This is a genomic window from Peribacillus sp. N1 (assembly GCF_054600815.1).
In genome coordinates this window covers 101,510-125,905 of sequence record NZ_BAAHZO010000004.1, presented here as the reverse complement: position 1 = coordinate 125,905, position 24,396 = coordinate 101,510, and the positions used below count along the sequence as shown (strand labels likewise).

The 24,396-nt window shown below is 39.8% G+C and carries 24 protein-coding genes, 2 pseudogenes and 1 riboswitch; of the genes and pseudogenes, 4 read left to right on the top strand and 22 right to left on the bottom strand.

Features of this window, described 5'->3' with window-relative positions; genetic code table 11:
- Positions 1 to 684: 684 nt before the first annotated feature.
- The 3 genes from ACYP5M_RS16485 to ACYP5M_RS16475 all read right to left on the bottom strand — a co-directional run bounded on the left by ACYP5M_RS16485 (position 685) and on the right by ACYP5M_RS16475 (position 3,375).
- On the bottom strand, positions 685 to 999 hold the full coding sequence (locus tag ACYP5M_RS16485; protein WP_101224934.1) for a hypothetical protein: 315 nt from the start codon (positions 997 to 999) through the stop codon (positions 685 to 687).
- Between the two features lie 254 nt (positions 1,000 to 1,253).
- Positions 1,254 to 2,489 carry a S1C family serine protease gene (locus tag ACYP5M_RS16480; RefSeq protein ID WP_260356403.1) on the bottom strand — a complete coding sequence of 412 codons (1,236 nt, stop codon included), beginning with the start codon at positions 2,487 to 2,489 and terminating at the stop codon, positions 1,254 to 1,256.
- Positions 2,490 to 2,685: 196 nt separating this feature from the next.
- A complete protein-coding gene (locus tag ACYP5M_RS16475; RefSeq protein ID WP_459735278.1) occupies positions 2,686 to 3,375 on the bottom strand; it encodes a hypothetical protein in 690 nt (229 codons plus the stop codon).
- A 188-nt stretch (positions 3,376 to 3,563) separates the two neighbouring features.
- On the opposite strand from ACYP5M_RS16475, the gene ACYP5M_RS16470 reads away from it, so the two are divergent.
- Positions 3,564 to 3,920 (top strand): hydrolase, encoded by a 357-nt coding sequence (locus ACYP5M_RS16470; protein ID WP_459735277.1) that lies wholly within the window; start codon positions 3,564 to 3,566, stop codon positions 3,918 to 3,920.
- A gap of 119 nt (positions 3,921 to 4,039) precedes the next feature.
- On the opposite strand, the gene ACYP5M_RS16465 is transcribed toward ACYP5M_RS16470, so the two are convergent.
- The 10 genes from ACYP5M_RS16465 to ACYP5M_RS16420 all read right to left on the bottom strand — a co-directional run bounded on the left by ACYP5M_RS16465 (position 4,040) and on the right by ACYP5M_RS16420 (position 12,642).
- Entirely contained in the window at positions 4,040 to 4,492 is a 453-nt protein-coding gene (locus ACYP5M_RS16465) for a helix-turn-helix domain-containing protein (protein ID WP_101224937.1), read from the bottom strand.
- 629 nt (positions 4,493 to 5,121) lie between these two features.
- Complete coding sequence (locus tag ACYP5M_RS16460) at positions 5,122 to 5,376, bottom strand: YciI family protein (RefSeq protein WP_101224938.1); 255 nt, start codon at positions 5,374 to 5,376, stop codon at positions 5,122 to 5,124.
- A gap of 12 nt (positions 5,377 to 5,388) precedes the next feature.
- Positions 5,389 to 6,831: an aldehyde dehydrogenase family protein gene (locus tag ACYP5M_RS16455; protein WP_459735276.1), complete on the bottom strand. Its 1,443-nt coding sequence runs from the start codon at positions 6,829 to 6,831 to the stop codon at positions 5,389 to 5,391.
- A 37-nt stretch (positions 6,832 to 6,868) separates the two neighbouring features.
- Positions 6,869 to 7,174 carry a hypothetical protein gene (locus ACYP5M_RS16450; RefSeq protein ID WP_459735275.1) on the bottom strand — a complete coding sequence of 102 codons (306 nt, stop codon included), beginning with the start codon at positions 7,172 to 7,174 and terminating at the stop codon, positions 6,869 to 6,871.
- Positions 7,175 to 7,278: 104 nt separating this feature from the next.
- On the bottom strand, positions 7,279 to 7,839 hold the full coding sequence (locus ACYP5M_RS16445) for an NADPH-dependent FMN reductase (protein WP_101224940.1): 561 nt from the start codon (positions 7,837 to 7,839) through the stop codon (positions 7,279 to 7,281).
- 57 nt (positions 7,840 to 7,896) lie between these two features.
- Complete coding sequence (locus tag ACYP5M_RS16440) at positions 7,897 to 9,381, bottom strand: aldehyde dehydrogenase (RefSeq protein ID WP_459735274.1); 1,485 nt, start codon at positions 9,379 to 9,381, stop codon at positions 7,897 to 7,899.
- Entirely contained in the window at positions 9,378 to 10,190 is an 813-nt protein-coding gene (locus ACYP5M_RS16435) for an alpha/beta fold hydrolase (RefSeq protein WP_459735273.1), read from the bottom strand. Before ACYP5M_RS16435 ends, ACYP5M_RS16440 begins: the two co-directional genes overlap by 4 nt.
- Positions 10,190 to 10,768, bottom strand: coding sequence for an amino acid synthesis family protein (locus tag ACYP5M_RS16430; RefSeq protein ID WP_057278565.1), 579 nt, complete (start codon positions 10,766 to 10,768; stop codon positions 10,190 to 10,192). Before ACYP5M_RS16430 ends, ACYP5M_RS16435 begins: the two co-directional genes overlap by 1 nt.
- Positions 10,769 to 11,914, bottom strand: coding sequence for an LLM class flavin-dependent oxidoreductase (locus ACYP5M_RS16425; protein WP_101224942.1), 1,146 nt, complete (start codon positions 11,912 to 11,914; stop codon positions 10,769 to 10,771).
- Positions 11,915 to 11,934: 20 nt separating this feature from the next.
- Positions 11,935 to 12,642 carry a GntR family transcriptional regulator gene (locus ACYP5M_RS16420; RefSeq protein ID WP_230177894.1) on the bottom strand — a complete coding sequence of 236 codons (708 nt, stop codon included), beginning with the start codon at positions 12,640 to 12,642 and terminating at the stop codon, positions 11,935 to 11,937.
- A gap of 327 nt (positions 12,643 to 12,969) precedes the next feature.
- Here ACYP5M_RS16420 and ACYP5M_RS16415 point away from each other — a divergent pair, with 327 nt between their 5' ends.
- Complete coding sequence (locus tag ACYP5M_RS16415; protein ID WP_459735272.1) at positions 12,970 to 14,382, top strand: purine-cytosine permease family protein; 1,413 nt, start codon at positions 12,970 to 12,972, stop codon at positions 14,380 to 14,382.
- A gap of 187 nt (positions 14,383 to 14,569) precedes the next feature.
- Here ACYP5M_RS16415 and hmpA read toward each other — a convergent pair whose 3' ends face one another.
- From hmpA to ACYP5M_RS16400, 3 genes are all read right to left on the bottom strand, one after another.
- On the bottom strand, positions 14,570 to 15,790 hold the full coding sequence (gene hmpA, locus ACYP5M_RS16410) for an NO-inducible flavohemoprotein (protein WP_459735271.1): 1,221 nt from the start codon (positions 15,788 to 15,790) through the stop codon (positions 14,570 to 14,572).
- Between the two features lie 287 nt (positions 15,791 to 16,077).
- Positions 16,078 to 17,061 carry a ketoacyl-ACP synthase III gene (locus tag ACYP5M_RS16405; protein ID WP_057278560.1) on the bottom strand — a complete coding sequence of 328 codons (984 nt, stop codon included), beginning with the start codon at positions 17,059 to 17,061 and terminating at the stop codon, positions 16,078 to 16,080.
- Between the two features lie 300 nt (positions 17,062 to 17,361).
- On the bottom strand, positions 17,362 to 17,712 hold the full coding sequence (locus ACYP5M_RS16400) for a winged helix-turn-helix transcriptional regulator (RefSeq protein WP_101224946.1): 351 nt from the start codon (positions 17,710 to 17,712) through the stop codon (positions 17,362 to 17,364).
- A gap of 125 nt (positions 17,713 to 17,837) precedes the next feature.
- Here ACYP5M_RS16400 and ACYP5M_RS16395 point away from each other — a divergent pair, with 125 nt between their 5' ends.
- On the top strand, positions 17,838 to 18,461 hold the full coding sequence (locus tag ACYP5M_RS16395; protein WP_434168395.1) for a nitroreductase family protein: 624 nt from the start codon (positions 17,838 to 17,840) through the stop codon (positions 18,459 to 18,461).
- Between the two features lie 66 nt (positions 18,462 to 18,527).
- Here the strand turns inward: ACYP5M_RS16395 and ACYP5M_RS16390 are convergent.
- Both ACYP5M_RS16390 and ACYP5M_RS16385 read right to left on the bottom strand, forming a co-directional pair.
- A pseudogene (locus ACYP5M_RS16390) lies at positions 18,528 to 18,877 on the bottom strand (ABC transporter permease); the annotation flags it as partial.
- Positions 18,864 to 19,102 (bottom strand): annotated as a pseudogene (locus tag ACYP5M_RS16385) (PadR family transcriptional regulator). The pseudogenes ACYP5M_RS16385 and ACYP5M_RS16390, both read right to left, overlap by 14 nt.
- A gap of 128 nt (positions 19,103 to 19,230) precedes the next feature.
- Between ACYP5M_RS16385 and ACYP5M_RS16380 the strand changes: the two are divergent.
- Entirely contained in the window at positions 19,231 to 19,761 is a 531-nt protein-coding gene (locus ACYP5M_RS16380) for an NAD(P)H-dependent oxidoreductase (RefSeq protein ID WP_434168394.1), read from the top strand.
- A 71-nt stretch (positions 19,762 to 19,832) separates the two neighbouring features.
- Here the strand turns inward: ACYP5M_RS16380 and ACYP5M_RS16375 are convergent, their stop codons facing one another.
- From ACYP5M_RS16375 to ACYP5M_RS16360, 4 genes are all read right to left on the bottom strand, one after another.
- Positions 19,833 to 20,192 (bottom strand): winged helix-turn-helix transcriptional regulator, encoded by a 360-nt coding sequence (locus tag ACYP5M_RS16375; RefSeq protein WP_063595313.1) that lies wholly within the window; start codon positions 20,190 to 20,192, stop codon positions 19,833 to 19,835.
- Between the two features lie 273 nt (positions 20,193 to 20,465).
- On the bottom strand, positions 20,466 to 21,470 hold the full coding sequence (locus tag ACYP5M_RS16370; RefSeq protein WP_434168393.1) for an ABC transporter permease: 1,005 nt from the start codon (positions 21,468 to 21,470) through the stop codon (positions 20,466 to 20,468).
- Between the two features lies 1 nt (position 21,471).
- The gene (locus ACYP5M_RS16365; RefSeq protein ID WP_459735270.1) at positions 21,472 to 22,974 is read right to left on the bottom strand and encodes a sugar ABC transporter ATP-binding protein; all 1,503 of its coding nucleotides are present in this window, start codon (positions 22,972 to 22,974) and stop codon (positions 21,472 to 21,474) included.
- A gap of 56 nt (positions 22,975 to 23,030) precedes the next feature.
- Complete coding sequence (locus tag ACYP5M_RS16360) at positions 23,031 to 24,143, bottom strand: sugar ABC transporter substrate-binding protein (protein WP_260356383.1); 1,113 nt, start codon at positions 24,141 to 24,143, stop codon at positions 23,031 to 23,033.
- Positions 24,144 to 24,258: 115 nt separating this feature from the next.
- Positions 24,259 to 24,364: riboswitch (SAM riboswitch) on the bottom strand.
- Positions 24,365 to 24,396 lie beyond the last annotated feature (32 nt).

Genomic DNA, 24,396 nt, shown 5'->3' with positions numbered 1-24,396 from the left:
TTATGAATTATATTACCTATCCTGTCAATTAGGTATTTATCGTTAGATACCATGATTTAAAACGGATTTTTTTCACTCGGCCATGGAGGTTGTTAAATGGTAGACACATGGGACACGATGTTGTCTCCATGCTTCAATACCCTTATGAACCAACACAGGTCAATATTATATATGTATAAGGAAACAACGAGTTGAAATGAAATTGGGATCTTTTTGCAATCCTTATGCCCTGTCAGTATTTTTAAACAGCCGTGTAGCAAAAGCGTAGTAAGTAATTCAGGTTTGCTATCAAATCTGCCTTTAGCAAAACCACTGCTCAATAACCCCATATTGATACCTGTATCCCTTTCCCTTTTGAATTTTCAATTAAAAGTACATAGAAAAAAAACCACAAAAAAAGGACTTCTTAAAAGTGTCCTTTTCTCGTAGATATTGTTTAAAATGTAATTGAGACTTCCTGGCGTGCAGGCAGTTGGTTTGGATGTACAAGCACATCGTGTGTTTGGCAATGACGAGTGGCAGTATATTGAATTAAAATGTAACAAATCGATAATTCGATTCTGATAATACACAAAATGAAAGCGCATTCATTAATTGTGATCAAGTTGACTCAATTCAGCAAGTTAGGCAAAAGAACAACTAGTTTTGTTTAGAAAAACAGTATATTGCGCTATATTCCTCGCTTTAGTTACTGAATTCTGTACTTCTGTTTGTTGGAGCTTTAGCCTTTGTTTTCATTTTTATGATTTTAGTCGTTTCCGGTTCAATTCTTTCGCCTTTACGTGTATTCATTACCATTTCCTCTGTCAGGACAAAAAATATACCAACTAGAAAAATGGCAGCTGCGCTTAATGTGATGGCGATTCCAACAGCGGTGAATATATAATCCTTATTGTAATCGCTTACAAAGAAACTTAAAGCAAAAATAATAATTCCGATTACACAACCTGTGCCCGATACCCATTTCACTGCATCTAACATCTTCTGATTAGCTTCCATAATTTCATCCCCTTTCTTTCTATTTTATAACATTTCACAAATTTGTCAAATCTTTTCTATTTTTTAACATATTCACGATGAAAACCTTGACAAATAGAAGGCGCCACCATTCACTTTTAGGTATTCAAGACTATATGAACAAACTTCAAAACAGTGCAAATACACTATCTATTTTTCCGATATTAGCCCACTGTATACTATAAAAAAACTCCAATAAAAGACCCCTGTTGAATAATCAGGGGCCTTACCTCATTCTATGGTTTTTGCAAGGTGATCGTTACCGTTTTCTCTTCAGTGCCTCGATATACTTTAATCTTTACTTTATCTCCGATTTTCTTATCTGTATATAAGTACTTCCTTAATGCAGCGGCAGTATTTATTTTCGTTCCATCAATCTCAACGATGATATCCTGTTGCTTAAGCCCTCCATTCGCCGCAGCCGATCCCGCCTCTATACTCGTCACCATTACGCCGGACTTTACGGCTTCTGGAACATTTTGAATGTAATATTGCGGCAGTTCTTCCATACTGGCCAAGCTGACTCCTAAATATGGGCGCGTGATTTTTCCATTTTCAATCAGCTCCGTAACAATCGGAATCACATCATTACTTGGTATGGCAAACCCTAAGCCTTCCACACCGTTTTCGGAAATCTTCAAACTGTTTATGCCGATCACTTCCCCAGCGGTGTTGATCAATGCACCCCCGCTATTGCCGGGGTTGATCGCTGCATCTGTTTGAAGCACATCAAGTTCCCACTCCCCTTCCGAGGTATCGACTGAAATGGAGCGTCCGGTCGCACTGACGATCCCTTGTGTAACCGATCGTGAAAAATCAAGTCCAAGTGGGTTGCCAATTGCCAATACTTCTTCTCCTGGACGCATGCTATCGGAATTACCGAATTTAATTCCCTCAGGTGCTTTCGAGGCATCAATTGTCAACACCGCTAAATCAGTCAAAGCATCAGCCCCGACAACCGTCGCCGTTGCCTTTTGTCCATCATACAATGAAATTTCGACTTCCTTAGCTCCTTCAATAACATGATTGTTCGTGATGATATAGGCTTTCCCATCAGCTTTTTTATAGATGACCCCTGAGCCGGTGCCGCTTTCAACCGTTTCGCTCTCCGTGCTTTGCTGCTGGTACGGGTACTGGTTTTGCATCTCCTGTAAATTCACGACCCCGACTATCGATTTGGATGCTGATTCGACCATCTCTGCCCTATCATTTGAATCCGTACTTGTCGATAACTTTTCCGCCGTGACACTTTTATCCTTTTCAACACTTTCCGTTTGCTGTACACCTGCCGTTTTGGTTGACTCATTCACTGGACTATTCCCTTGACCTATAAAGTCCCCGCCAAATAGAAATACAGACGATGTAACCATAGCAGCAACCGTTCCGGAAACAAGGCTAGTTAGCCAAAGAGACTTACCCTTTTTCCGTTCTGCCTTTACTCTGACTTGCTCATCACCATTATAATTTTCCATCTTTATCCCTCCTATGATTGTCCTTTATCCTTTACTTGACTCAATCATAAACAGGAAATATTAAAAAATTCTTAAGAAATAACGAATAGGGCGACATTTTTACAAAAATTATAAAATTTTATCGAATCCTGTATCTTGCCGCCTGCAAAATAAAAAGGCCTCAACAGGGGCCTTCAATTCGACCATACAGTTATCCTTACAAGACTTCATAAACTTCTTTAGTCTTCTTATTCACGCCATACCAGCCCCAAGTGGTTTTGTGGCCACTTTCCTGACTAGGTTCATCCACCTCGAAAACATGAAAAATGTAATCTCCCTTTTCGGCATCATGATCATATTCGATATCTAAATCAGGAAAATTTTCCATGTCCACATAATCCTTAACTAGCTTTTCTGCCTGAGATTTACTTAATGTACTAACCGAAGCCTTGCTCTCTTCTTTGCCTATTGTATCCGTTGCCGCCTCATCTTCTACTTTGGATCCATTGGTTCCGTCCACGGTTGCTTCCTCCGCCGGCTCCGCCTCGTCATTTCCCTCTACTGCTTCTATCGTGGCGGAGTCTGATACCGGTTGCATTTCCACCGCCTTAGAAACCATTAGTTTACCTTCCCGGTATTTTGCTTTATATGCGGTTGCTTCTTCAAAATCTCTTTTGGCCGAATCAAAATCCTGTTCGTCGTATTTCTTCATTCCATTCGCCAGAAAACCTGAAAGATCCAATAACTCTCTTGCTTCCGGTGTATTTGCTTCTTTATAAGCTAATTCAAATGCCTCGTGGGCTTCTAAATAATTTTCCTCATTCAACTGACTTTTCCCTAAATCCATATTGGAATCATAATTCCTTGTTACGCAGCCTGAAGCAATCAACACCAAAAAAATAACCATGATTGACCTCTTCACTATATCACCCCTTGATTTTCCATATTATTCTGTAAATTCATCTTATACCATTTGATAAGAAATCCGATACCTCTATTTCCTATCTTTTTCATTAAGGAAATGTTTACATTGATGATTAATTTTTTACAAATAGTGGTACAGAATAGATAAACGCTTGAAAGGATGATCACAGAATGATGCAGGAAAAACAGACCTATCATGTCGATTTGGTCAGCGGCGACGTACTCGGACAAAAACTTGAAGAGAATCCAAGCTTCACTGTACACGCAACTGATGAGGAACTTGCAGAATTGAAACAATGCTTGGAGGAACACCGGACAGATGACCTGGAAGCATATGCCCGTTCACATGTGCCCTACCTACTCTATCATCATGACCGGGCAAATGATAAATACGATGCAGCCATGCAAAGGCTTTATGCCCTCATTTATAAATTAGGGGATGAAACGGCACGAAACCATATTGAAGAAATCGGCATATTGAAAGATAACAAATTCGAGGGACAAGAAGAAGTGCAAAAGTTCAAATAAGAAATAGGAACAGAACCTGATTCAAAGGTTCTGTTCTTTTATTATCATGTCCCCAATAAAAGGGAAAACAGAAGATTCTATTTTATGATTCATTATAAAGTTTTATAAGCAGAGTTCTTTTAATCTACATATTTATCCTTCAAATAATCTGAACCAATACCGCCAATGACCATCAAAGCTAATGGTAAAAAATTCGATACAACTGGCATGCTTTTTAAAATGGTAATATCTGTGCCGGCAAATTTATTAAGTCCAAAAATAATTAATTTAGACACTAACAAAAATGCTCCTATTAATAATACGATATCAAAAAACATTTTCCTTTTTGGAAATGCTAACTGCTTACTTTCCCTTATTATTTTTTCTTTCAATTCCTCGTCACTCCTTAATAATTCATCTACCGTAATTTGAAATAAATCACTTAAATTAATTAGTACTTCAATACTAGGATAATTTTTTCCCGTTTCCCATTTGGACACAGATTGGCGACTCACATGAATCTTCTCCGCAAGATCATTTTGTGACCAATTTCTTTTTTCCCGTTCTTTTTTTAATCGTTCGCTAAAAATCATAGTGAGTTCATCGCCTTTCCTACTCCTAGTATTGTGAGATGAATTATGCAAAGTAAAGATAGTAATAAGCGCATTACTATGCAACTTATGAGTGACACCGAAGAAAACCTTGATATATCAAGGGAATCAGATTAATTTTCCGGAACTGCTGCAGAAAGGTAAAATTTTAAAAAATCCAGTTGATTCCAGAAATTCTCTGCCTTTCCGCCGATTGTCTGCCAAGCCTCATCAAAGCAAGCGACTCCGGGGTCATAGCTAGCCAGTTAAGCAGCTACTCAATTCTATAATTTTTCAACTGAATAAGCCATCTTGCCATCACATGATTCAGCTTAATTCAAAAAAAGCCTTGTATAGACAAGACTTTTAAACCCATTTTTTCCTGCCTGTTTAACTACACGAAGCATTTTTTTATTTCGCTCTTTGATCCTTTTTCCACTAATACTTTCACAATATAACAACTGGCAGTTATCAAAGATCATTCCTCACTTTGGTATAACTTTACCTTTTCGTTATCGAGTTGCTTTGCACATAAAAAAAGGTTGCCTCGGCAACCTCCCTTTAATGAAGGAACTGTCTCCAGATCCCAGTATATATTCATCGCATTGACACGCAATCATAAAGTTTCATTATTAAATGTTCCATTCTTTTAATTCGAGTCTCCGCACTTTATGTACAACGTGAGGATCATTTTCCGCTAAAGAGAGTGCTTCTTCAAATGTGTCTGCAATATAAACAACCAAGCCGCCTGAGCCATCCGCAAAAGGGCCTCTTGCAAAAACCTTCCCTCTACGATCAAGTTCGTTTAAATACTCGATATGATGTGGACGAACTTCTATATTTTTTTCAGCATCAATCATATGTAAAATTGCTGCATAATAAGCCATGCTTTCCACTCCCTAATTTCGGTTCCAGACAACCAGCTTCATTTCTGTCATTTCTTCAACTGCATATTTTAATCCTTCACGTCCAGTTCCACTTTCCTTCACTCCACCGTACGGCATATTATCCACACGGAATGTCGGAATGTCGTTGATCATGACTCCACCAACTTGTAAATTTTCCGCTGCATCCAGTGCTGTACCTACATCGTTCGTATAAATCCCTGCCTGCAGGCCATAAATTGAATCATTCACCAAATCAATTGCTTGTTCTACTGATTGAATCTTGTTAATCAAAACGATTGGGGCGAACACTTCTTGACAAGATACCTTTGTGTGAGTATCTGCATCCAATATGACGGTCGGATGAAGGATATTGCCTTCCGTTATTCCACCTGTTGCAATCTTGGCTCCACCTTGTCTTGCCTCTTCAATCCAATTGAGGCTTCTTTCAACATCATTTGGGGAAATCAAAGCGGAAACATCCGTTTCTGGATCAAGCGGATCACCTAATTTTAATAGTTTAGTAGCTTCTATAAACTTTTCAACAAAGCGATCGTAGATTTCTTCATGAGCATAAACTCTTTGCAAAGAAATACATACTTGTCCCTGATTGGAAAACGCTCCCGTCACACAACGAGAAATGATTTTATCGATATCCACACCCCTGTCAATAATGACAGCTGCATTTGATCCCAGCTCCAGCGTCACTCGTTTCAATCCGGCTTTGTTGCGGATGCCAATCCCGACTCCTGGGCTGCCGGTAAAAGTAATCATACTTACTCTAGAATCAGTGACCAACTTGTCTCCAACCACTCTTCCTCCACCTGTGACCACATTTAATGCTCCTGCAGGCAATCCGGCTTCCTGTAATAATTCTCCGAGGAACAGAGAGGATAGAGGTGTTTGGCTTGCTGGCTTTAATACAATTGTATTACCTGAGGCGATGGCAGGACCTACTTTATGAGCGACTAGATTCATGGGGAAATTAAAAGGTGTTATGGCCCCAATCACTCCAATCGGTTCACGTACAGTGTAACCGAGTCGGTTTTCGCCACCTTGGGCGGCATCCAGCGAAAGCGTTTCTCCATGAATTCTTTTCGCTTCTTCAGCCGCAAACTTGTAGGTTTCAATTGTTCGCGCCACCTCGCCCTTAGCGGTTGTAACCGGCTTTGCTGATTCAATAGATATGATTTTGGCGGCTTCATCCGCGCGCTCTTCAAGAAGATGGGCCAATGTTTCCAGGATTTTCGCACGTTGATGGGCTGGCATTTTTGCCATCACCTTAGCAGCTTTTTGCGCCGCTTCAATAGCTTGGTCGGTTTCTTCGTCTGTGGCCAGGGGGATTTCAGCTATGACTTCTCCTGAATAAGGAGAACGAAGCAAACTATACTCCTTCGCCTCCACCCATTCCCCTTTAATTAGTAAATGTTTTTTTTCTACTTTATCTATGATTGTCATGTTCTCAGCCACCCTTCACTCTTTGTAAGTGCTTCATCTAAAAATTAGAGGCAATTTTTGAAACAGTCGATTCCATTCTTGGAAAATAATACTCTTCTAATTTTGTAGTTAAGCCACCGTGACCAAATTTACAGTGATTATTTTCACTCTCGGAACTTCGCTTAATAAATTCAAGAAAATACAATATACTATTGCGCCTTTCTAGAATGTTACTAATTCCTTGCTTATAAAACCAGGCATCGATGGTATTATAAACTCCTCTATTAATCCCATACTGTTCATTACAAACTTTAATAAAAGATAAATCAGTTAAGTTTATTATCTCTTCTACATCTAATAGCAATTTGTCCCCTCCTTGCTACTTAGCTCTGCTAATTGAAATGTACTCAATTCCAAAACGATTTTTTATCAGCTGGAGTTTATTAAATCTCCTAAATCTACCGCCCTTTAGCTTAATTGATGCTCTGGTTTAGTACTTTTCAGTGCTTTTTGCATAAAAACGATTTCTTCACCCAGCATTGAAATACGTTCCAAAACTTCCTCATCAACCAGTTCGTTTTGTGAATTGAAATGGTCGTTATGAGCATAAACAGAGCCAGGTGCAACAAATGCACGGAAATAGCTGGCTATAGGTTTCAACTGATTTTCAATGACTAAATAATGCTGGTAGGTTCCACCGGTAGCCACTAGCCCCATTACTTTATTACGGAAATCCTTCGGGGGGATCAAATCAAATAAGTTTTTAAGAGCTCCTGTAATTGACCCTTGGAATATTGGGGTTCCTATAATGTAAAAGTCTGCTGAGGTAACGATATCAATTACTTTTTTCGTATCTCCAGTGTATGTTGACGGATTACGGCCATCACAAAATTGAACATCATACTTTTTCAAATCAAGCAATTCGACTTCGATATCAGGATGGTTATTCTTAACTTCCTCTAAAACCTTTTCAATAACAACTTTCGTCTTCGTTCCTATTATCGTTCCTGAAATCCCCAGTAATTTCATTTCACTTTTCCTCCTTATTAAATCTCTTAGATAAAAGTGCCTACCCAAAAATCCCCATTATCTCATTATGAACGGGTCAGGAATTGGTTCAGATGATGTATTGATCCAAACAACTTTATCTTGCATATATTCATGAATCGCTTCATAGCCCCCTTCTCTTCCATAACCGCTTAGGCCAGATCCGCCGATTGCAGCAATTGGTGAAATACTTCGATAGGTATTCACCCAAACAATTCCAGCACGTATAGCTTTCGCGACTCGATGAGCTTTTGCAATATCACTCACCCAAATTCCAGCTGCCAATCCGTAATCAGTACTGTTTGCTAATTGAATAACCTCTTCTTCATCTTTAAAAGGGATAACACTTAACACAGGGCCAAATATTTCTTCCTTTGTAATACGGGAATTATTATCGTGATGCTCGAAGATCGTGGGTTCAAAATACCAGCCTTTTTCTAAATATTCAGGCTTTTTACCTCCGCAAACAAGTTTACCACCTTCATCTAACCCGATAGCCACGTATTTTTCGACTCGCTCCAATTGGGCCTGCGTAGCCAGCGGACCCATTTCTGTTTCATCTTGAAAAGGATCACCGATCTTGATTTTCGATACTCTGTCTACCAGTTTTTGCATCACTTCATCGTAAATATCAACATGTAAAAATGCACGCGAACCTGCCACACAACTTTGTCCTGAAGCACCAAAAATACCAGCTATGATACCCATCGCCGCATTATCCGGATTAGCATCCTCAAACACGATATTGGGTGATTTCCCTCCAAGTTCAAGTGATACCTGCGCAAAATTTTGAGCCGAATTACGAACAATATGCCGTGCTGATTCTGAACCTCCCGTAAAGGCCACACGCCTTACAAGAGGATGGGAGGTGAGTGTATCGCCTACAGGAGTTCCAAAGCCGGTAACTACATTGACTACACCAGGTGGAAAACCAGCTTCTTCAACCAGTTTCACCAATTCCAATAGAGAGGCCGAAGTCATTTCCGAAGGTTTAATGACTATGGTATTTCCTGCAATAAGTGCAGGTGCAAGCTTCAAGGTTGTTAAATAAAGAGGGGAATTCCAAGGAGTAATGGCGGCTACTACCCCCAGCGGCTCTTTGGATGTAAAAGCGAACATATCTTTTTTATCAATTGGTAAGGTTTGACCATGGATTTTATCTGCTAGACCCGCATAGTAATAGAAAAATTCAGGTAAATATTTTACCTGACCGCGCATTTCGCGTATTAATTTCCCATTATCCAGTGATTCGACTTTCGCAAGCTCTTCAGAGTGATCAGCAATCAGCTCTCCAAGCTTTCTAACCAGACGCCCCCGCTCCGTGAATGTCATATTGGTCCATCCCGAATGCAGGAATGCATTATGCGCAGATTGAACGGCATGATTTACATCTTCAGCATTCCCTTTAGCGACTTGACACCAAGCTGCTTCGGTTGCAGGGTTATAACTATCGAAATATTCACCACTTGATGATTCTATCCATTCCCCGTTTATATACATCTGATATTTCTTCAGCTCTTTCACATCGAGTCACTCCTTTGCTTTTGTCTTTCAATAAACGACCTAATAGCTTCGTTCACTATTTTGGCTCCTTCTATCGGCAGCATATGCCTCATATTTGGTACTATCATTAATTCTGAATCCACAATCTTTTCATGCATTTGTCTTGCCATTTCGGGATTTGAACCTACATCATGCTCCCCTGTTATAATTTGGGTCGGTATATTAATCTGGTGGATTTGCGGCCACAAATCTTCATCCGCAGTTGCAAAAAGTGTATAGGCCGCTAAATATGAAGCAGCATCGTTTGTCTGAAGCCTTTCCCGAATTTCACTTACAGTTTCTTCCTTTGAATTCAAGAATTCAATATTAAACCATCGTTTAATGGCCGGTTCAATTGTTGCCAAAGGTCCCGTTATTTTCACTTCTTCCACTCTTTTTAAAACGGCTTTCCTCTGTTCCTTCGTCCGATTGGCCACTGCGTTCATAATTGTTAGCGTTTTCACTTTATCCGGATATTTTAATGCAAATGCCTGAGCGACCATACCACCCATGGAGAAACCAATAATATGACTTCCTTCAATCCGTAAGTGATTCATTAGTTCTGCTAACTGCTCAACAAACTGTGAAAGGGAATAAGGACCCGGAGGATGCTCAGATCCTCCGTGCCCAACCATGTCATATGTGATAACACGGAAATGTTTCGACAAATCTTCAACTTGTTTTTTCCACATCGTAAGATCAAGACCAACACCATGAATAAAGATAAGCGATTGCCCCATCCCTTTCTCTTCATAATGAAGCGAATCTTTTCCATGCAATGTAGTTGGCATTAAACCAGCCCCATTTCAACCATATCTTGATGCCTGTTTCCTGTTCTCGGATGAGGACGTCCTCCTGTAGAAGCCCCAATGGCAACAACGATCTCATCGGCCCTAGGTGCATCAGGTATAGAAGCTTCAAATGTAATGAAATGAGAGCGTTCAGACTCATCTGTCTTATGTACCATCGGTATGAGCACCGCAGATCCAGCGCCACCACGCTTATTAGTAAAGCTTAAGATACTCGTTCCTTTCACGGCGTCCCTGAATTTGTTACCGAATTTCAAAGTGTGGATAAAAGCTGATGCATGCTCAACCTCCCCATCAACACCCACGACAGCTGCCTTGCCGAATGCTTCGACGTCATCAGCGGAATCAATGTGCTTAAATAGTTCAGCAACTAATAGTTCGCCAATTTGCGGTGCAAATTCATCAATTTCCGGTTTTAAATTATCAACATATCCTCTTCCAGCCCATGGGTTTTTGATAACCGCCATTGTTGTTATCATCTTGATGGGATTCTCTACTTTTTTACCGCCCTCAATACGTGTTTCTTCAATAGCTGTATACACTTTACGAATATCTAACATTTACATTACCCCCAATTTAGTTTTTGTGAATCTTGGCATTACTTCTTCCGTGAACAATTTTAAACTTTTCATCATTTTTTCATGTGGCAAACCATTATGGTTCACCCAAAGCAGCAATGTTTCCAAATTCAGTTCTTCCTTCAATTCCTGAATTTTCTCTGCTACATAGTCAGGTGTACCAAACAATAAATTTCTTGGGTGTAAGAATTCATAGTTCAATTCCTGCCCTTCTTTTACTGTTTCGCCCGGATCCATAAGGTTGCTAAGTCCTCTCCAGTGACAAATCCAGCGATAATTGTTCAATACTGCTTCTGCCGCATCTTGACGAGCCTGTTCCATCGTTTCCGCTACATATACATCACGTACCAAAGCAATACCCTGACCAAGTGGCACTTCATAGCCTTTGGATTTGGAAGCCCTTTCACGGTACAGTTCAAAACGGCCTTTTAATTCTTTGACGGTCGGCATCCAAAACATTCCTTGTATATCGTTCTCCGCGGCCAATTCAATAGAACGCGGTGAATCAATTACCTGCCACAGAGGAAGTGATTGCTGGTAAGGTCTAGGCATAAGTGAAATCTTATCAATTTCTCCTTTCTCCATATCCATAAATTCCGGTGTTGATGGGCTCATAGGGTGACTCCACTTTAAACCTTTAGGAGGAAATTGATAGATGTCACCTTGATGTGAAAAGAAACGGTTTGACCAAGCCTTTTTTAAAATTTCCAATGTTTCCTCAAACAGTGCACGGTTTTGTTCTTGATTTGCCGGATCAGCCAAAGTGTTTAAATTAGCCGCTTCCCGTCCGTATAATCCACGTGCCAGACCAACTTCCACACGTCCTTTGCTTAACTGATCAAGCATTGCTATGTCTTCCGCCAAACGCAGCGGATGCCAGAAAGTGGCGACATTCGCAGCTTGTCCAATTCGAATGTTCTTTGTACGTGCAGCAATATCAGCCCCCATTAAGATCGGGTTAGAAATCAATTCATTTCCTTCATGACCAAAGTGGTGCTCGGTATACCAAATCGAATCATAACCATTTTCATCACAATAAATAGCTTGCTCACGGGCTTCGTCCAGCACTTTATAATATTCATCATGTCTTCCCTGTCCTGCAAGGTTTGCAAAGATTCCAAATTTCATAGTACTCATTCCCCCTCATATCACTTTTTTTGACCAAGTTTCTTTGCTATGTCCATTTTAAGTTGCATTCCACTTGCTTTTACATGCTCTCGCATGGCCTTCTCCGCTTCCTCCCGATTGCCTTTCTCTATAGCAATCAAGACCGCCTGATGTTCCTTTAGTGATCTCTCACGGCGATTCGGATCTTCAATGGTTAAAAAGACATACTGTCTATAAGGTATTTGATTGAGCAGCAAATTTAGCATGTAACTTAATTTAGAGTTATTGGCGCCTTCTTGGATGACTGAATGAAAAACATCATTAGCCTCGACATATAGCTTTTTATCCGAGGTTTGTATAGCAACCTCCATGTCAGACACTGCTTGCTTAAGGTTATTAATGTCTTCAGCACTCCCGCTTTCTGCAAGCAGCCCCGCTGCGAGCCCTTCCATTACTTCCTTTAAAGTAAATAATTCATCCAGTTCCTTTTCAGTTGGTTTGGTCACACATGTTCCAACCCTTGGAATGATCTCGACTAACCCTTCTCTTTCTAGCTGTTTAAATGCTTCCCTTATAGGGGTTCTACTAACTTTGTAATATTCAGATAAAACAGTTTCCGATAATTTTTGTCCTGGTTCATAATCTCCAGTTACTATGGATTCGCGTATAGCGTTCGTAACCTGAGCAGTAATCCCCAACGTTAAGATAGCTGTAATGAAAAGCCCCTCCTTTTTAAAAGTTTGTACCATGTACCATGCAAGCTCTTGATAAGTGCAATTATAGGTCATGAAAAATAGACTGTCAATTCAAAAAATATAAAATTTTTATTTTTTATTGGAAGACATGTTGTTCCACAATTTTCAAACTAGAGTTTAATATTTCCAATCATTCAGTCTAATGATCAATCTGATTTATTGAAATTCACTAGATGAATAAACGGATATTTTATGATAGTTACCTAAAAATTATTTTTTCTGAAAATATTGACATCTGTATACGCTTACAATTATAGTGATTCTATAAAATAAGCTTGCATGGTACATGGTAGTATACCGAATTTGATAGGGGGTAAATTGATGAAAGTTGAAACTCGCAGTATAGAATATATTCCGGCAGATGAACGCCATGGCAAGGCCCGTGATTTATTTCCAATTTGGTTTGGGGCAAATATGCATATTACCACCCTTGTGACCGGGGCATTGCCCATTACATTAGGTCTTAATTTATTTTGGAGTCTGGCTGCAATTATTGTCGGTACCTTATTAGGCGCCATTTTCATGGCCTCCCATTCAGCTCAAGGACCTCAACTCGGAATTCCGCAAATGATCCAAAGCCGGGCTCAATTTGGTGTAATCGGAGCCATCTTCCCCTTGTTTCTCGTTATGTTTGTCTATTTAGGCTTCTTTGCCAGCAGCGGTTTGCTTGCAGCACAAACCTTAAGCAGTTTAACAAAGATCGACCAAACATGGAGCATAATACTTTTAAATGTACTTTGTTTCGTGGCCACCATTTATGGCTATAACTTAATTCATAAAATGCAAAAATTATTATCCTGGGCGTCTCTTTGTATTTATATTGTAGCTACATATATAGTCTTCCAATTGCAAGTTCCGGCAGGCAGTTGGGCCATTGGGAATTTGGATATACCAGTGTTTTTGCTGGCAGTGAGTATGGTTGCTACATGGCAATTGGCATATGCCCCCTACGTTGCAGACTATTCTCGCTATCTACCGATAACCACACCCACGGCCCATACATTTTGGTATAGTTACGCTGGCACAGTCATCGCGACTATATGGATGATGACATTAGGCGCAACCTTAACCATAGCGATTCCTAACTTCCTTGATCACTCTGGCGGTAACTTGGCCAGCCTGTTTGGAAATTTTGCTATAATCATGTTCTTTATAATCATCTTTGGACAGCTTGCTATAAATGTCTTTAACCTATATGGAGCATTCATGGCAACCATAACAACAATTGAACCGTTTATTAAATTAAAGGTCACACCGAAAGTACGAATAGGAATGATATTCTGTGTAACAGTAGCAGGTACCGTTTTGTGCTTACTAGGTCAGAGTAATTTCCTATCCTTTTTCTTGAATTTCATCTTTTTCATTAGTTATTTTTTAATTCCCTGGACATCCATCAACCTTGTTGATTATTATTTGCTGCGACATGGCCATTACAATGTAAAAGACATTTTTGATGTGAACGGTCAATATGGCAAAATAAATTGGATTACTTGTATGGCATTTCTTGTATCAATCTTGGCGGAAATCCCTTTTATAAACACATCATTCTATGTAGGACCGATAGCCAAGGCTTTTGAAGGAGCAGATATCGCTTGGATTATTGGGTTAGTTGTCCCAGCTGTTTTGTATTACTTCCCAATGAGAAAAAAGTTGAATACCGCTGAAAATGCAATAAACAAACAAAAGATTGGTTCGTTAGAGAAAACAAACGCTTCCGAAGAGAATGTTAAGTAAGATAATAGAGAACCGTAAATGAACTGCACCCAAAATGGAGGTGCAGTTTTTTTGACCAAATATAAAATAAAAAGGCATGAGCCCGGTAGATTACCGGGTTCATGCCTTCAAGGCTGTTTAAATAAAGTGCCTAACCATTTGGGTTCACTTCAATGAAAGATCCTTTTTATTCACAAATGTAGTTTACTTATTTTTCTCCTAAAATAGCGAGTGGACTAAATACTTCATAATGAATATGGTCTTTTGATACACTCCATTTATTCAGGGCCTCATTGATTGCTTCCATAAAAGGAATAGGTCCGCAGAAATAAAAATTAGCTTCTTTTGATGGAACGACAGATTGCAGGAAGTCTAAACCCACGTATCCTTCTTTATCAAAATGTCCAGAGGTTCGATCGGCTTCTGATGGTGCACCATAGACTACAAATGATTTTATATGTTGATGTTCATTCACTATTTGTTGCAGATGATCTTTAAAAGCATGTGTTTGACTATTGCTTGTTGCATGGATAAACGTAACCTGACGTTGTGGTTGCTTTTCTATAATGGTATTTAACATGCTAAGCAAAGGTGTAATTCCAATACCGCCACTAATTAGAACAACGGGTAAATCGGTGTTATCCAGTTCGAAGTCACCTGCTGGAGCAGAAAATTGCAGCGTATCTCCAACTTCCAGCTGTCTATGTAAATAGTTAGATACAATTCCAGATGGAGCATCTCCATGGGCATCTTCACGTTTAACACTAATTCGGTAGTACTCCTTACCAGGTGAATTCGAAAGACTGTAATGGCGTATGTGCGTATATTTCTCGCCAGGAATTTCAGCCTTAAGTGTTAGGTATTGCCCAGCATGATAGGAGGCAATGGGTTTTCCATCTGTAGGCTTTAGATAAAAGGAGGTTACCACATCACTTTCTTTTATCTTTTTATCGATATTGAAACTTCGATATCCTTCCCATCCCCCAGGCTGATGTTCTGTTTCCTCATAAAGGTTTTTTTCAATATCAATAAAGGCATCTGCAATATAGCCATAGGCCTTTCCCCATGCCTCTATGATTTCATCTGTGGCTGCGTCACCCAACACATCTTTAACTGCTTGAAGCAACGTTTCACCTACAACCGGATACTGTTCAGCCTTGACCCCTATGGCACGATGTTTCTCAGTAACTCTTTTAATTACAGGTTTTATCGCTTCAAGGTTCGTAATATGTTCACCTGCAGCATAGACTGCATACCCCAAGGCCTCTTGTTGAATTCCTCTTTTTTGGTTCGTTTGGTTAAAAAGATTATACAAATCAGGAGCTTTTGAAAATAGTAATTCATAAAATCTCTTTCCTATTGATTTACTATGTTCCTTGAGAACAGGTGCTGTTGCCTGAACGATTTCTATGGTCTTAGCATCAAGCATGTTAATATTTCCTCCTCAAATTTCAGGGATATATACTGTAAATAGCATTCCCACTAACTATTGGAGTAAACATGATATTTTGGCCCTGTTCACTTATCACTAACCAACCCAAACTTCTTACTAAAGGCTACTTCCGCCCATTTGGAGATTTTGAAATCCCTTAACATAATTCAAAGACACCATACCTATTAGTACAGTGTCTTTTGTTATTTTAGTATCCTTGTTAACTTAAACTGGCCCTTTAGATCAATAAGAACAAAGCTGCTTATCAGTAACAGAAAAAAGTGTTATAGGGTCCAATTGATAAGCAATCCAGCTTGAGCTAATCCACCGCCGAAACCATATAATAAAACCTTCTCACCACCACTGAGCTTCCCTTCTTTTAATCCTATTTCTAAAGCTAATGGAATTGTCGCTGAAGAAGTATTTCCATACTCCACTAAGCTATATAAAGTACGCTCAATTGGAAAGCCACTTCTATCACATATTGACTCAATCATTCTTAAATTTGCACTATGCGGTACGAACCAATCAACATCATTCAATTGATATTCGGCATTTTTCATCACAGTTTGCATTCCTTTTGGAACGGTCGTGACAGCCCATTTATAAACCTCACGTCCATTTTGTACAAGGTTGCCGCTATCATTTAAGTCTTCACCATTTATGCGTGTCGATAGGTTTGTACTATATAAATGTTTTCCGCCTTCACCCTCCGAATATAAATGTGAAGAAAGAAAACTTGGCTGTTTTTCATCATATTCTACAAGAACTGCTCCTCCGCCATCTCCAAATAAAATACAAGTGGCTCGATCTTCATAGTCCATAAGTTTTGATAAAGTATCCGCTCCAATAACTAGGATTTTCTTATTTAATCCCGATGTTACTAATCCATTAGCTACATGCAGCCCATAAGTAAATCCTGCACAGGCAGCGTTTAAATCAATAGCTCCAGTATTCTTAATACCTAGCTTTGCTTGGACTAAAGATGCTACACTTGGAGTATTGAAATCAGGAGTAAAGGTACAGACAATGATCATATCAACATCTTCGACAGATTTATCATACCGTTCCATTAAATCCTTTACAGCTTTATAACCTATATCACTAGTAAACTCCTCTTCATGTGCAATTCTTCGTTCTTTAATACCGGTACGTTTAACAATCCATTCATCATTGGTTTCAACCATTTTTTCTAAGTCTTTATTTGTTAACCTTTTTTCAGGAACATACGAACCTATCGCAGTAATACGTGCTTTGGATTTGAACATAGAATAGCCACCTCGTGTGTATGAATTGCATCATTTTATAACTTGATATTAACACCTGGTACTAATTATAAAGCAAAAAAAATCTTATGCAACTAACCGTTACATTTTAAGAAAAAGAGCGGGTCAAAGCAACTACTTTAAAGTAAAGCACCTGTTAGTTATTACAATCTCTAGACTGCCAAAAGTCATCTTCAAGACATTTTGTATTTCTGACAATTATACTGATAGCTTGAATAAATTCTGCTTGCATCACTGAACTTGTCAAAAAAAAAGCCATACTCCTAGTTGATGCAGCTCTTACTATTTATGATGGCGACAAATTTGTTCTTGTCTTTCGAGATTTTGTTCAACTGCATATGTAGTGCCCCATTCACACATTGTATTTAATACAGGTACAAAGGATTGACCCAACTCAGTTAAACTGTATTCTACTTTTGGTGGTACTACTTTATATACTTCTCTTCGGACAAGCCCATCTCTTTCCAACTGCTTTAATTGGTCGGTCAAAACTTTCTGGGTAATGGCCGGTATTAGAATATAAAACTCTTTTGTCCTCATTGGTTTTTGACTCAGAAAAAAGAGGATTAAGCATTTCCACTTTCCTCCTACAGTATTCATGAAAATATTTATTCCAGTATTTAAACTCTTCATTCCTCATTCCTCCTGAATAGGCACATAAAGGTGGCTATGCCACTTTATTGTGCGTTATTTTCTTCTACATCATGTGTCCATTATACTCTGATTATGAAGCAAATATAACATTGGGAGTGAACACGATGAGTGTAAGGGAGATCATAGAAAAAAGACGTTCCGTAAGGCAGTACGATCCCGATTATAAAATTAGTCCCGAAACGTTGGCGACATTTATTGAAGGAGCTAGTAAATCGCCTAACGGAAACAATATTCAAGCAACACGATACCTGGTTATAGATGAACCATATTTAAAGAATTTGTTACTGCCCATTGCTTTTAATCAGCAACAGGTAATTGAGGCCTCAGTACTGATTGTTATACTAGGTGATTATCAAGCATTTGAAAAAGAAAATATCATAATGATACATGAGGATGAGTTTCAAAAAGGTTATTTTGACGCATCAGTAAGAGATTATCTAACAAACGCGGCAATCAATTATTATCTAAATAAATCAAAAGAAGATTTAAAGGTTGAATTAATAAGAGACGCAAGCCTGGCGTCAATGTCGTTAGTTTTATTGGCGAACGAGGCAGGTCTTGAAACCATTACAATGTCCGGGTATGATTCCAAACAATTAAAGTCAGCCTTAAAAATTTCTGATAGGTATTTAGATGTTATGCTTATCGCCATGGGGAAAGGAATTAAAGAAGGTCACAAAACAGTAAGGCACGATGTGAACAAAGTCATTTATAAAAACAAAATATAGTGAGTGTATTGGAAAGAGGGTTAAAAAGAACCCTCTTCCTCTTTCTTCTTAATCTTTCGTAAAAATTTAGTGTTTTAGCTTGTAATAGGTTACCGCGAGCGCAAGGGCAAGAACTGTTCCTTTGACGATATCCATCGCATAATACGGAACGGACATCCATGATCAGCCCATTTTGAAGGATTCCGATCAGGACTGCACCGATGAAGGTTTCAAAGGCATTCGGTTTTCCCGCTCCTAAAACGGAGGAACCAATGAAGGCTGCTGCGACGGCATCAATAGCGGGATCCTGAATTGATTTCCGATTTCATGCCCCTTAAAGCAAGGACAATTCCCCCGATTGCAGCAAATAGAGCTGAAATCAGATAGGTATTAACTGATATCCCGGAAAGTCTAGCCGCTTCCTTATTTCCCCCAATCTAAAAAGGAATCAATCACATCTCTTACAAATTCCCATTCCAGGCGCTTTTGTTTAAAGCCTTCTTCACCCACTGATGTAAGTCTGTAATATTTTCTTCACGAACAATTTTGGCTAATTCAAAGCCGTACATATCCCTCTTATGTAAAAGTGACAAGATGAGCGTGTCTATCTGACCTTTTAAGATTCCCTTATTAATATCTTCCTCATATTGGAATTTACAGATCGTTTTTTTTAGTTATACCTGATTTAACACTCTCCTTTAGGTAAGTACCTATACTAAAAGTGCATACTTACGTGCTTGCAGAGTGCACTTTATACTTAAAATAAATAATAATTAAGGAGGAGATATCTTTGAAAACTCTTGTTATCGTAGCACACCCCAGTCTAGAAACATCCCTCATAAATAAGCGATGGGTAGAAGCGCTAAGGAAATATCCGGAAAAGTATACAGTACACGAATTGTATAAGGTTTACCCTGACGGAAACATTAATGCGGAAAAAGAACAGCAATTAATCGAATCGCATAGTAATCTTGTTTTACAGTTCCCTTTTTATTGGTTTAATTGTCCGCCTCTCCTAAAAAGATGGCTTGACGATGTTTTTACTTATGGTTGGGCTTATGGTTCAAATGGAGGGGATAAATTAAAGAATCGCAAAGCTGCTTTAGCTGTATCTGCTGGAATTAACAAAGAGGATTATAGTGAAGAAGGAAGATATCGCTATACACTTGAACATTTATTATCTCCCTTTGAAACTACCTTCCTTTACTGCAATGCAGATTATCGTTCATTCTTTGCGTTTTATGGTGCTGAAAATGAGCCATCCGTGAGCGAATTGGAAAAAAGCTCGCAAGATTATTTGAATTTTGTCGATAACCTTTAATAGGCAGTTCATTAAAGAAGTATTTCCTTGTCAGGGAAATACTTCTTTTGATTTAATCAAAATAGCTACACCTACGGCTGTTTAGTCTCCTGAACTGGCAAACTGTTTTTCTCTCCCCACTCGCACATCATATTTAACAATGGGATGAGAGATAGACCACGTTCAGATAATGAATATTCTACTTTTGGAGGTATTTGGGGGAATTCCTTGCGTATGATAAGGCCGTCTGCCTCCAACTCTTTTAACATGATGCTTAGCGTTTTAAAGGAAATGGTACCGATGCTTCGCTTCAGCTGATTATGACGCATGACCTTATTTTCAGACAGCCAATACATTATGATCATTTTATATTTGCCGCCTATCAAGGACAGCGTATATCCAAAGCCAGTTTCATTCGGTTTCACACCTGCCGGAACACAGGTTTCGCGCATAAGTCTACACTCTCCTTTAGATAAGTATATGATATGAATGTTCATACTTTACAATAGATCATTATCAATCTTATTAAAAGGTAAATAAGGTTGCGGTCAATCTTTATACTCCAACAATGAGGGTTCAAAAAGTGCTCCTGCCGCCATTTTAGCGTAAGTAAAATGATGACGACCCCCTTAACCCATCCCTTTTTAAAAAGGAAAATCCTGTTGCATTACAACAGGATTTTTTCATATTTTTGGATTTTTGTAGAGTAAAGCAACGAATACATTTTAATGTTTTTGCTTGTAATAGGTTACCGCGAGCGCAAGTGCCAGCACTGTTCCTTTGACGATATCCATCGCATAATACGGAACGGACATCATGATCAAACCATTTTGAAGGATTCCTATCAGGACTGCACCGACAAAGGTTCCAAAGGCATTCGGTTTTCCCGCTCCTAAAACGGAGGAACCAATGAAGGCTGCTGCAACGGCGTCCATTAAATAGGGGGAACCTGAATTGATTTCCGATGTCATAACCCTTGAAGCTAGGACAATACCCCCGATTGCAGCTAATAGAGCTGAAAGCAGGTAGGCAAGGATTTTGTATTTATTGACCGATATCCCGGAAAGTCTCGCCGCTTCCTTATTTCCCCCAATAATGTACATATAACGACCGTGCTTCGTATAAGTCAAAAAGATATGGGTCGCTATCACAATGACGGCCATGATCAGGATTATCCACGGTACCTGGCCAATTTTGGCGAAAAACGGGCTGATCAGTCCTGTTGCGAACGTCCCGTCTGGCATGACCATATTTTGCGAAACCGTGGCCCCTTTTGTATAGGTAAGGGCAATTCCCTGGATAATGAACATGGTAGCCAAAGTCATCAGCATGTCGGGAATTCTCAATTTAACGATCATGAATGAATTCAAGGCGCCTACGACAAGTGAGGCACCGATCGCAGCTAATATGGCAATTAATGTATCCTGTGAAAACCAGACAAACATCGAGATGACGATGGCATTGGCCAATGATGCGACGGAGCCGACGGAAAGGTCGAAGCCATCCACGGTCAGGGATATCGTAATGCCGATCGCAATGATGGTCACGATTGAAATGGAACGCAGGATGTTGACCAGATTCGTAGTTTGAATGAAAGATGGATTGGACACGGCAAAAATTCCAATCAGAATGATAATCGTCAATATTGTGCCGTATTTATAGAAAAAGTCGAATAGTTCCACCTTTTTCTTCACTTTCGCTGTCTGTGTAACAGGATTGGGTATGCTCATTCTATTTTCCTCCTGTTGAATAGAATAGTACTTCTTCTTCATTCGTTTTACTTGTTTCTAATTCGATGACAGTGCTCCCGTCATATAACACATATGTCCGGTTGGTAATGCCAATGATTTCGGAAAGCTCGGATGATGCATAAATGATCGCCTTCCCATTCCTTGCAAGCTCTGCAATCAATTCGAATATATCCTTCTTGGCTCCAACATCGACCCCTTTCGTTGGTTCATCGAATATGTATACATCCGCATCGGCCATAAGCCATTTCCCGATGGCAACTTTTTGCTGATTGCCACCTGAAAGGTTTTCGACATTCACTTCCCCTGAAGGAGTTTTAATGCCGAGGCTTGCGATCATTTCCTTCGCTCTTTCCTTTTCCGCCTTGCGATTCACGAAGCTGAATGTCTTTGAGAATTTGCCAAGACTGGCTGCCGTCAAGTTCGCCGAGACTGATTCCTGAACAAGGACCCCTTCTTTCCTGCGTTCCTCAGGTACAAGTGCCAGACCGCTTTTTACTGCTTCGTGCGGTGATTTCAAGGAAAGCTTTCGACCATTCAGGATGACTTCCCCCGCTGTGATGGACGTATGGCCGAAAAGGGTTTTACACAGCTCCGTTTTCCCAGCCCCGACCAACCCTGCCAAGCCGATTATCTCGCCTGCTTTAATATTCAAACTGACATTTTTAACTTTCTCTGCATCTGACAATCCGTTCACTTCCAGAATAACGTCGCCAATCGAAGCATTCACTTCAGGAAACTGTTCATCCATGGTTTTTCCAAGCATGTTCTCTACGACTTCGGTACGGGTTATATCTTCCTTCTTTCGACTTGTGACACGCTCCCCATTCCTCATGATTGTAATTTCCTCACAGATTTCAAAAATTTCGGGCAGACGATGTGAAATGAAAATGATTCCCACGCCTTTTTGCTTTAATTCATTTACAATTCGAAAAAGTTCTGTCGTCTCCGTATGACTTAACGGAGCAGTTGGCTCGTCGAGAATCAGGAATTTGCATTCTGTCGAAACGGCTCTTGCTATCAGGACCATCTGTTTTTCAGCCAAGGTAAGGTCTCTTACCAGCTTTTTCGAAGGGACACGAATTTTCATATCTTCAAGAATAGAAGCCGCTTGGTTATGCAGCTCTTTCCATTGGACCATCTGTTTTTTTCCCATGTTTTGGACCATATCATTCAACATTACATTTTCCCCAACCGTTAAATAAGGGATGAGGGCGGTATCCACTTCCTGATAAACAATTTGAATGCCTTGTTCTTGAGCCGCTTTTGGCGAGCGGATATCCCTCTTCACCCCATCAATATAAATGTCACCTGAATAATGAACATGGGCTCCCGATAAAACTTTCATTAACGTCGATTTCCCTGCTCCGTTTGCACCGACCAATGCGTGGGCTTTCCCCGATTTTACGGAAAAATCAACATCACTCAGCGCCTTCACCCCCGGAAATTCAATCGAAATCTTCTTCATTTCTAGTTGCGTGCCCATGTCCATTCCCCCTTATGAACAGACACTCCCTTCTACTTGAAAGAGAGTGTCTCTTTTTAATTTTTATAATGATCTTTCAAAACTTTCATCCAATCTTCTTCAAACTCCGTCGATACACCCCAGCCATCGACAATACCAGACAGATTTGCCATGTTCACTGCTTCTTTAGACGCTTGGATTTGCTTTTGTGAAATAAGTGAAGCCTCCAAGTCATAGGTTTGCGGCGTTTCTTCGCCCGCTAATTTTTTAGCCAATATCCTCATATTCACTGCACCGATCAACTTGGGATCTACTGCTGCCGTGTAGGACCATGAGCTATCAGCCGATTGGATTTCCTGGAGATCTGCATTCGAGACATCTATTCCATATATCTTCACTTCATCGCGGCCCGCCTCTTTAATCGCCCGGGCTGCACCGATAGCAAAGGCATCCCATGTTGCGAAAATGGCATCCAATTTACCTTTAGGGTATTTATTCAGCATTGCGGCTACAGCATTTTGTGTCTGAACCGATGTATCTGCAGATGCCACTCCGAATCTTTCGACTTCTTTGATCCCAGGATTTTCTTTTAATTTTTCCTGATAGACTGCATTTCTTCTTACCATTGGAGGAAAACCGTCCACCCAAAGGTATGCAATTGCCGCTTTACCTTTCTGTTCTTTTATCAGCTTATCAAAAGCCAGTGTTGCCAACGCTTCATCATCTTGTGAAGTTAATGTCACGCCTTCTATTTTAGATAGATCGCTTATTGAATCGAATGTGACAACGCTTTTACCTGCATCAACCAACTTTTGAACGTCATTCACAGTTGCTGCATCGTCACCATGTGAAATGATATAGCCGTCATAATCTTCCTCCAAAGCCTGCGCTATCGCATCATGGAATTTAGCCGTATCACCATTGGCTGTGTACGTATCCACTTGAAACCCCAGTGCTTCTCCTTCTTCCTTCGCCCCCGCCAGGTATTGGGCCGTATGATCATCACCGCCAATTTTACGGATCACTTTGATTCTGGCTCCATCTCCATCAGCGAATCTTTCCGGAACATTTTCAAATGATACTTTTTCTTCTTTCTTCGACTCTGTGGAACTCTGACCTGTAGAGCACCCCGTTAAAAGCAAAGCCGAAGCGATGGCTGAAATGAATATACCTTTAATAGACCTTTTCATCTTGTTTCCCTCCATTTTTTCTTATTAGTCTTATCAGTTAAGTTGGTGTAAATCCCAAAATAAAAACCTCTCTAATATAGAGAGGTTTAATCGGCTGTTTTGCAGACTTGTCCCTCTCTTATCTGTCAAAACATTTCTGTTTTGCAGGATTTAGCACCAATTCCTAATGGAACGGTTGCTGGGCATCTTAGGGCCAGTCCCTCCGCCACTCTTGATAAGAGATATATCGTGTTACGTTTTCGTAATTATCACT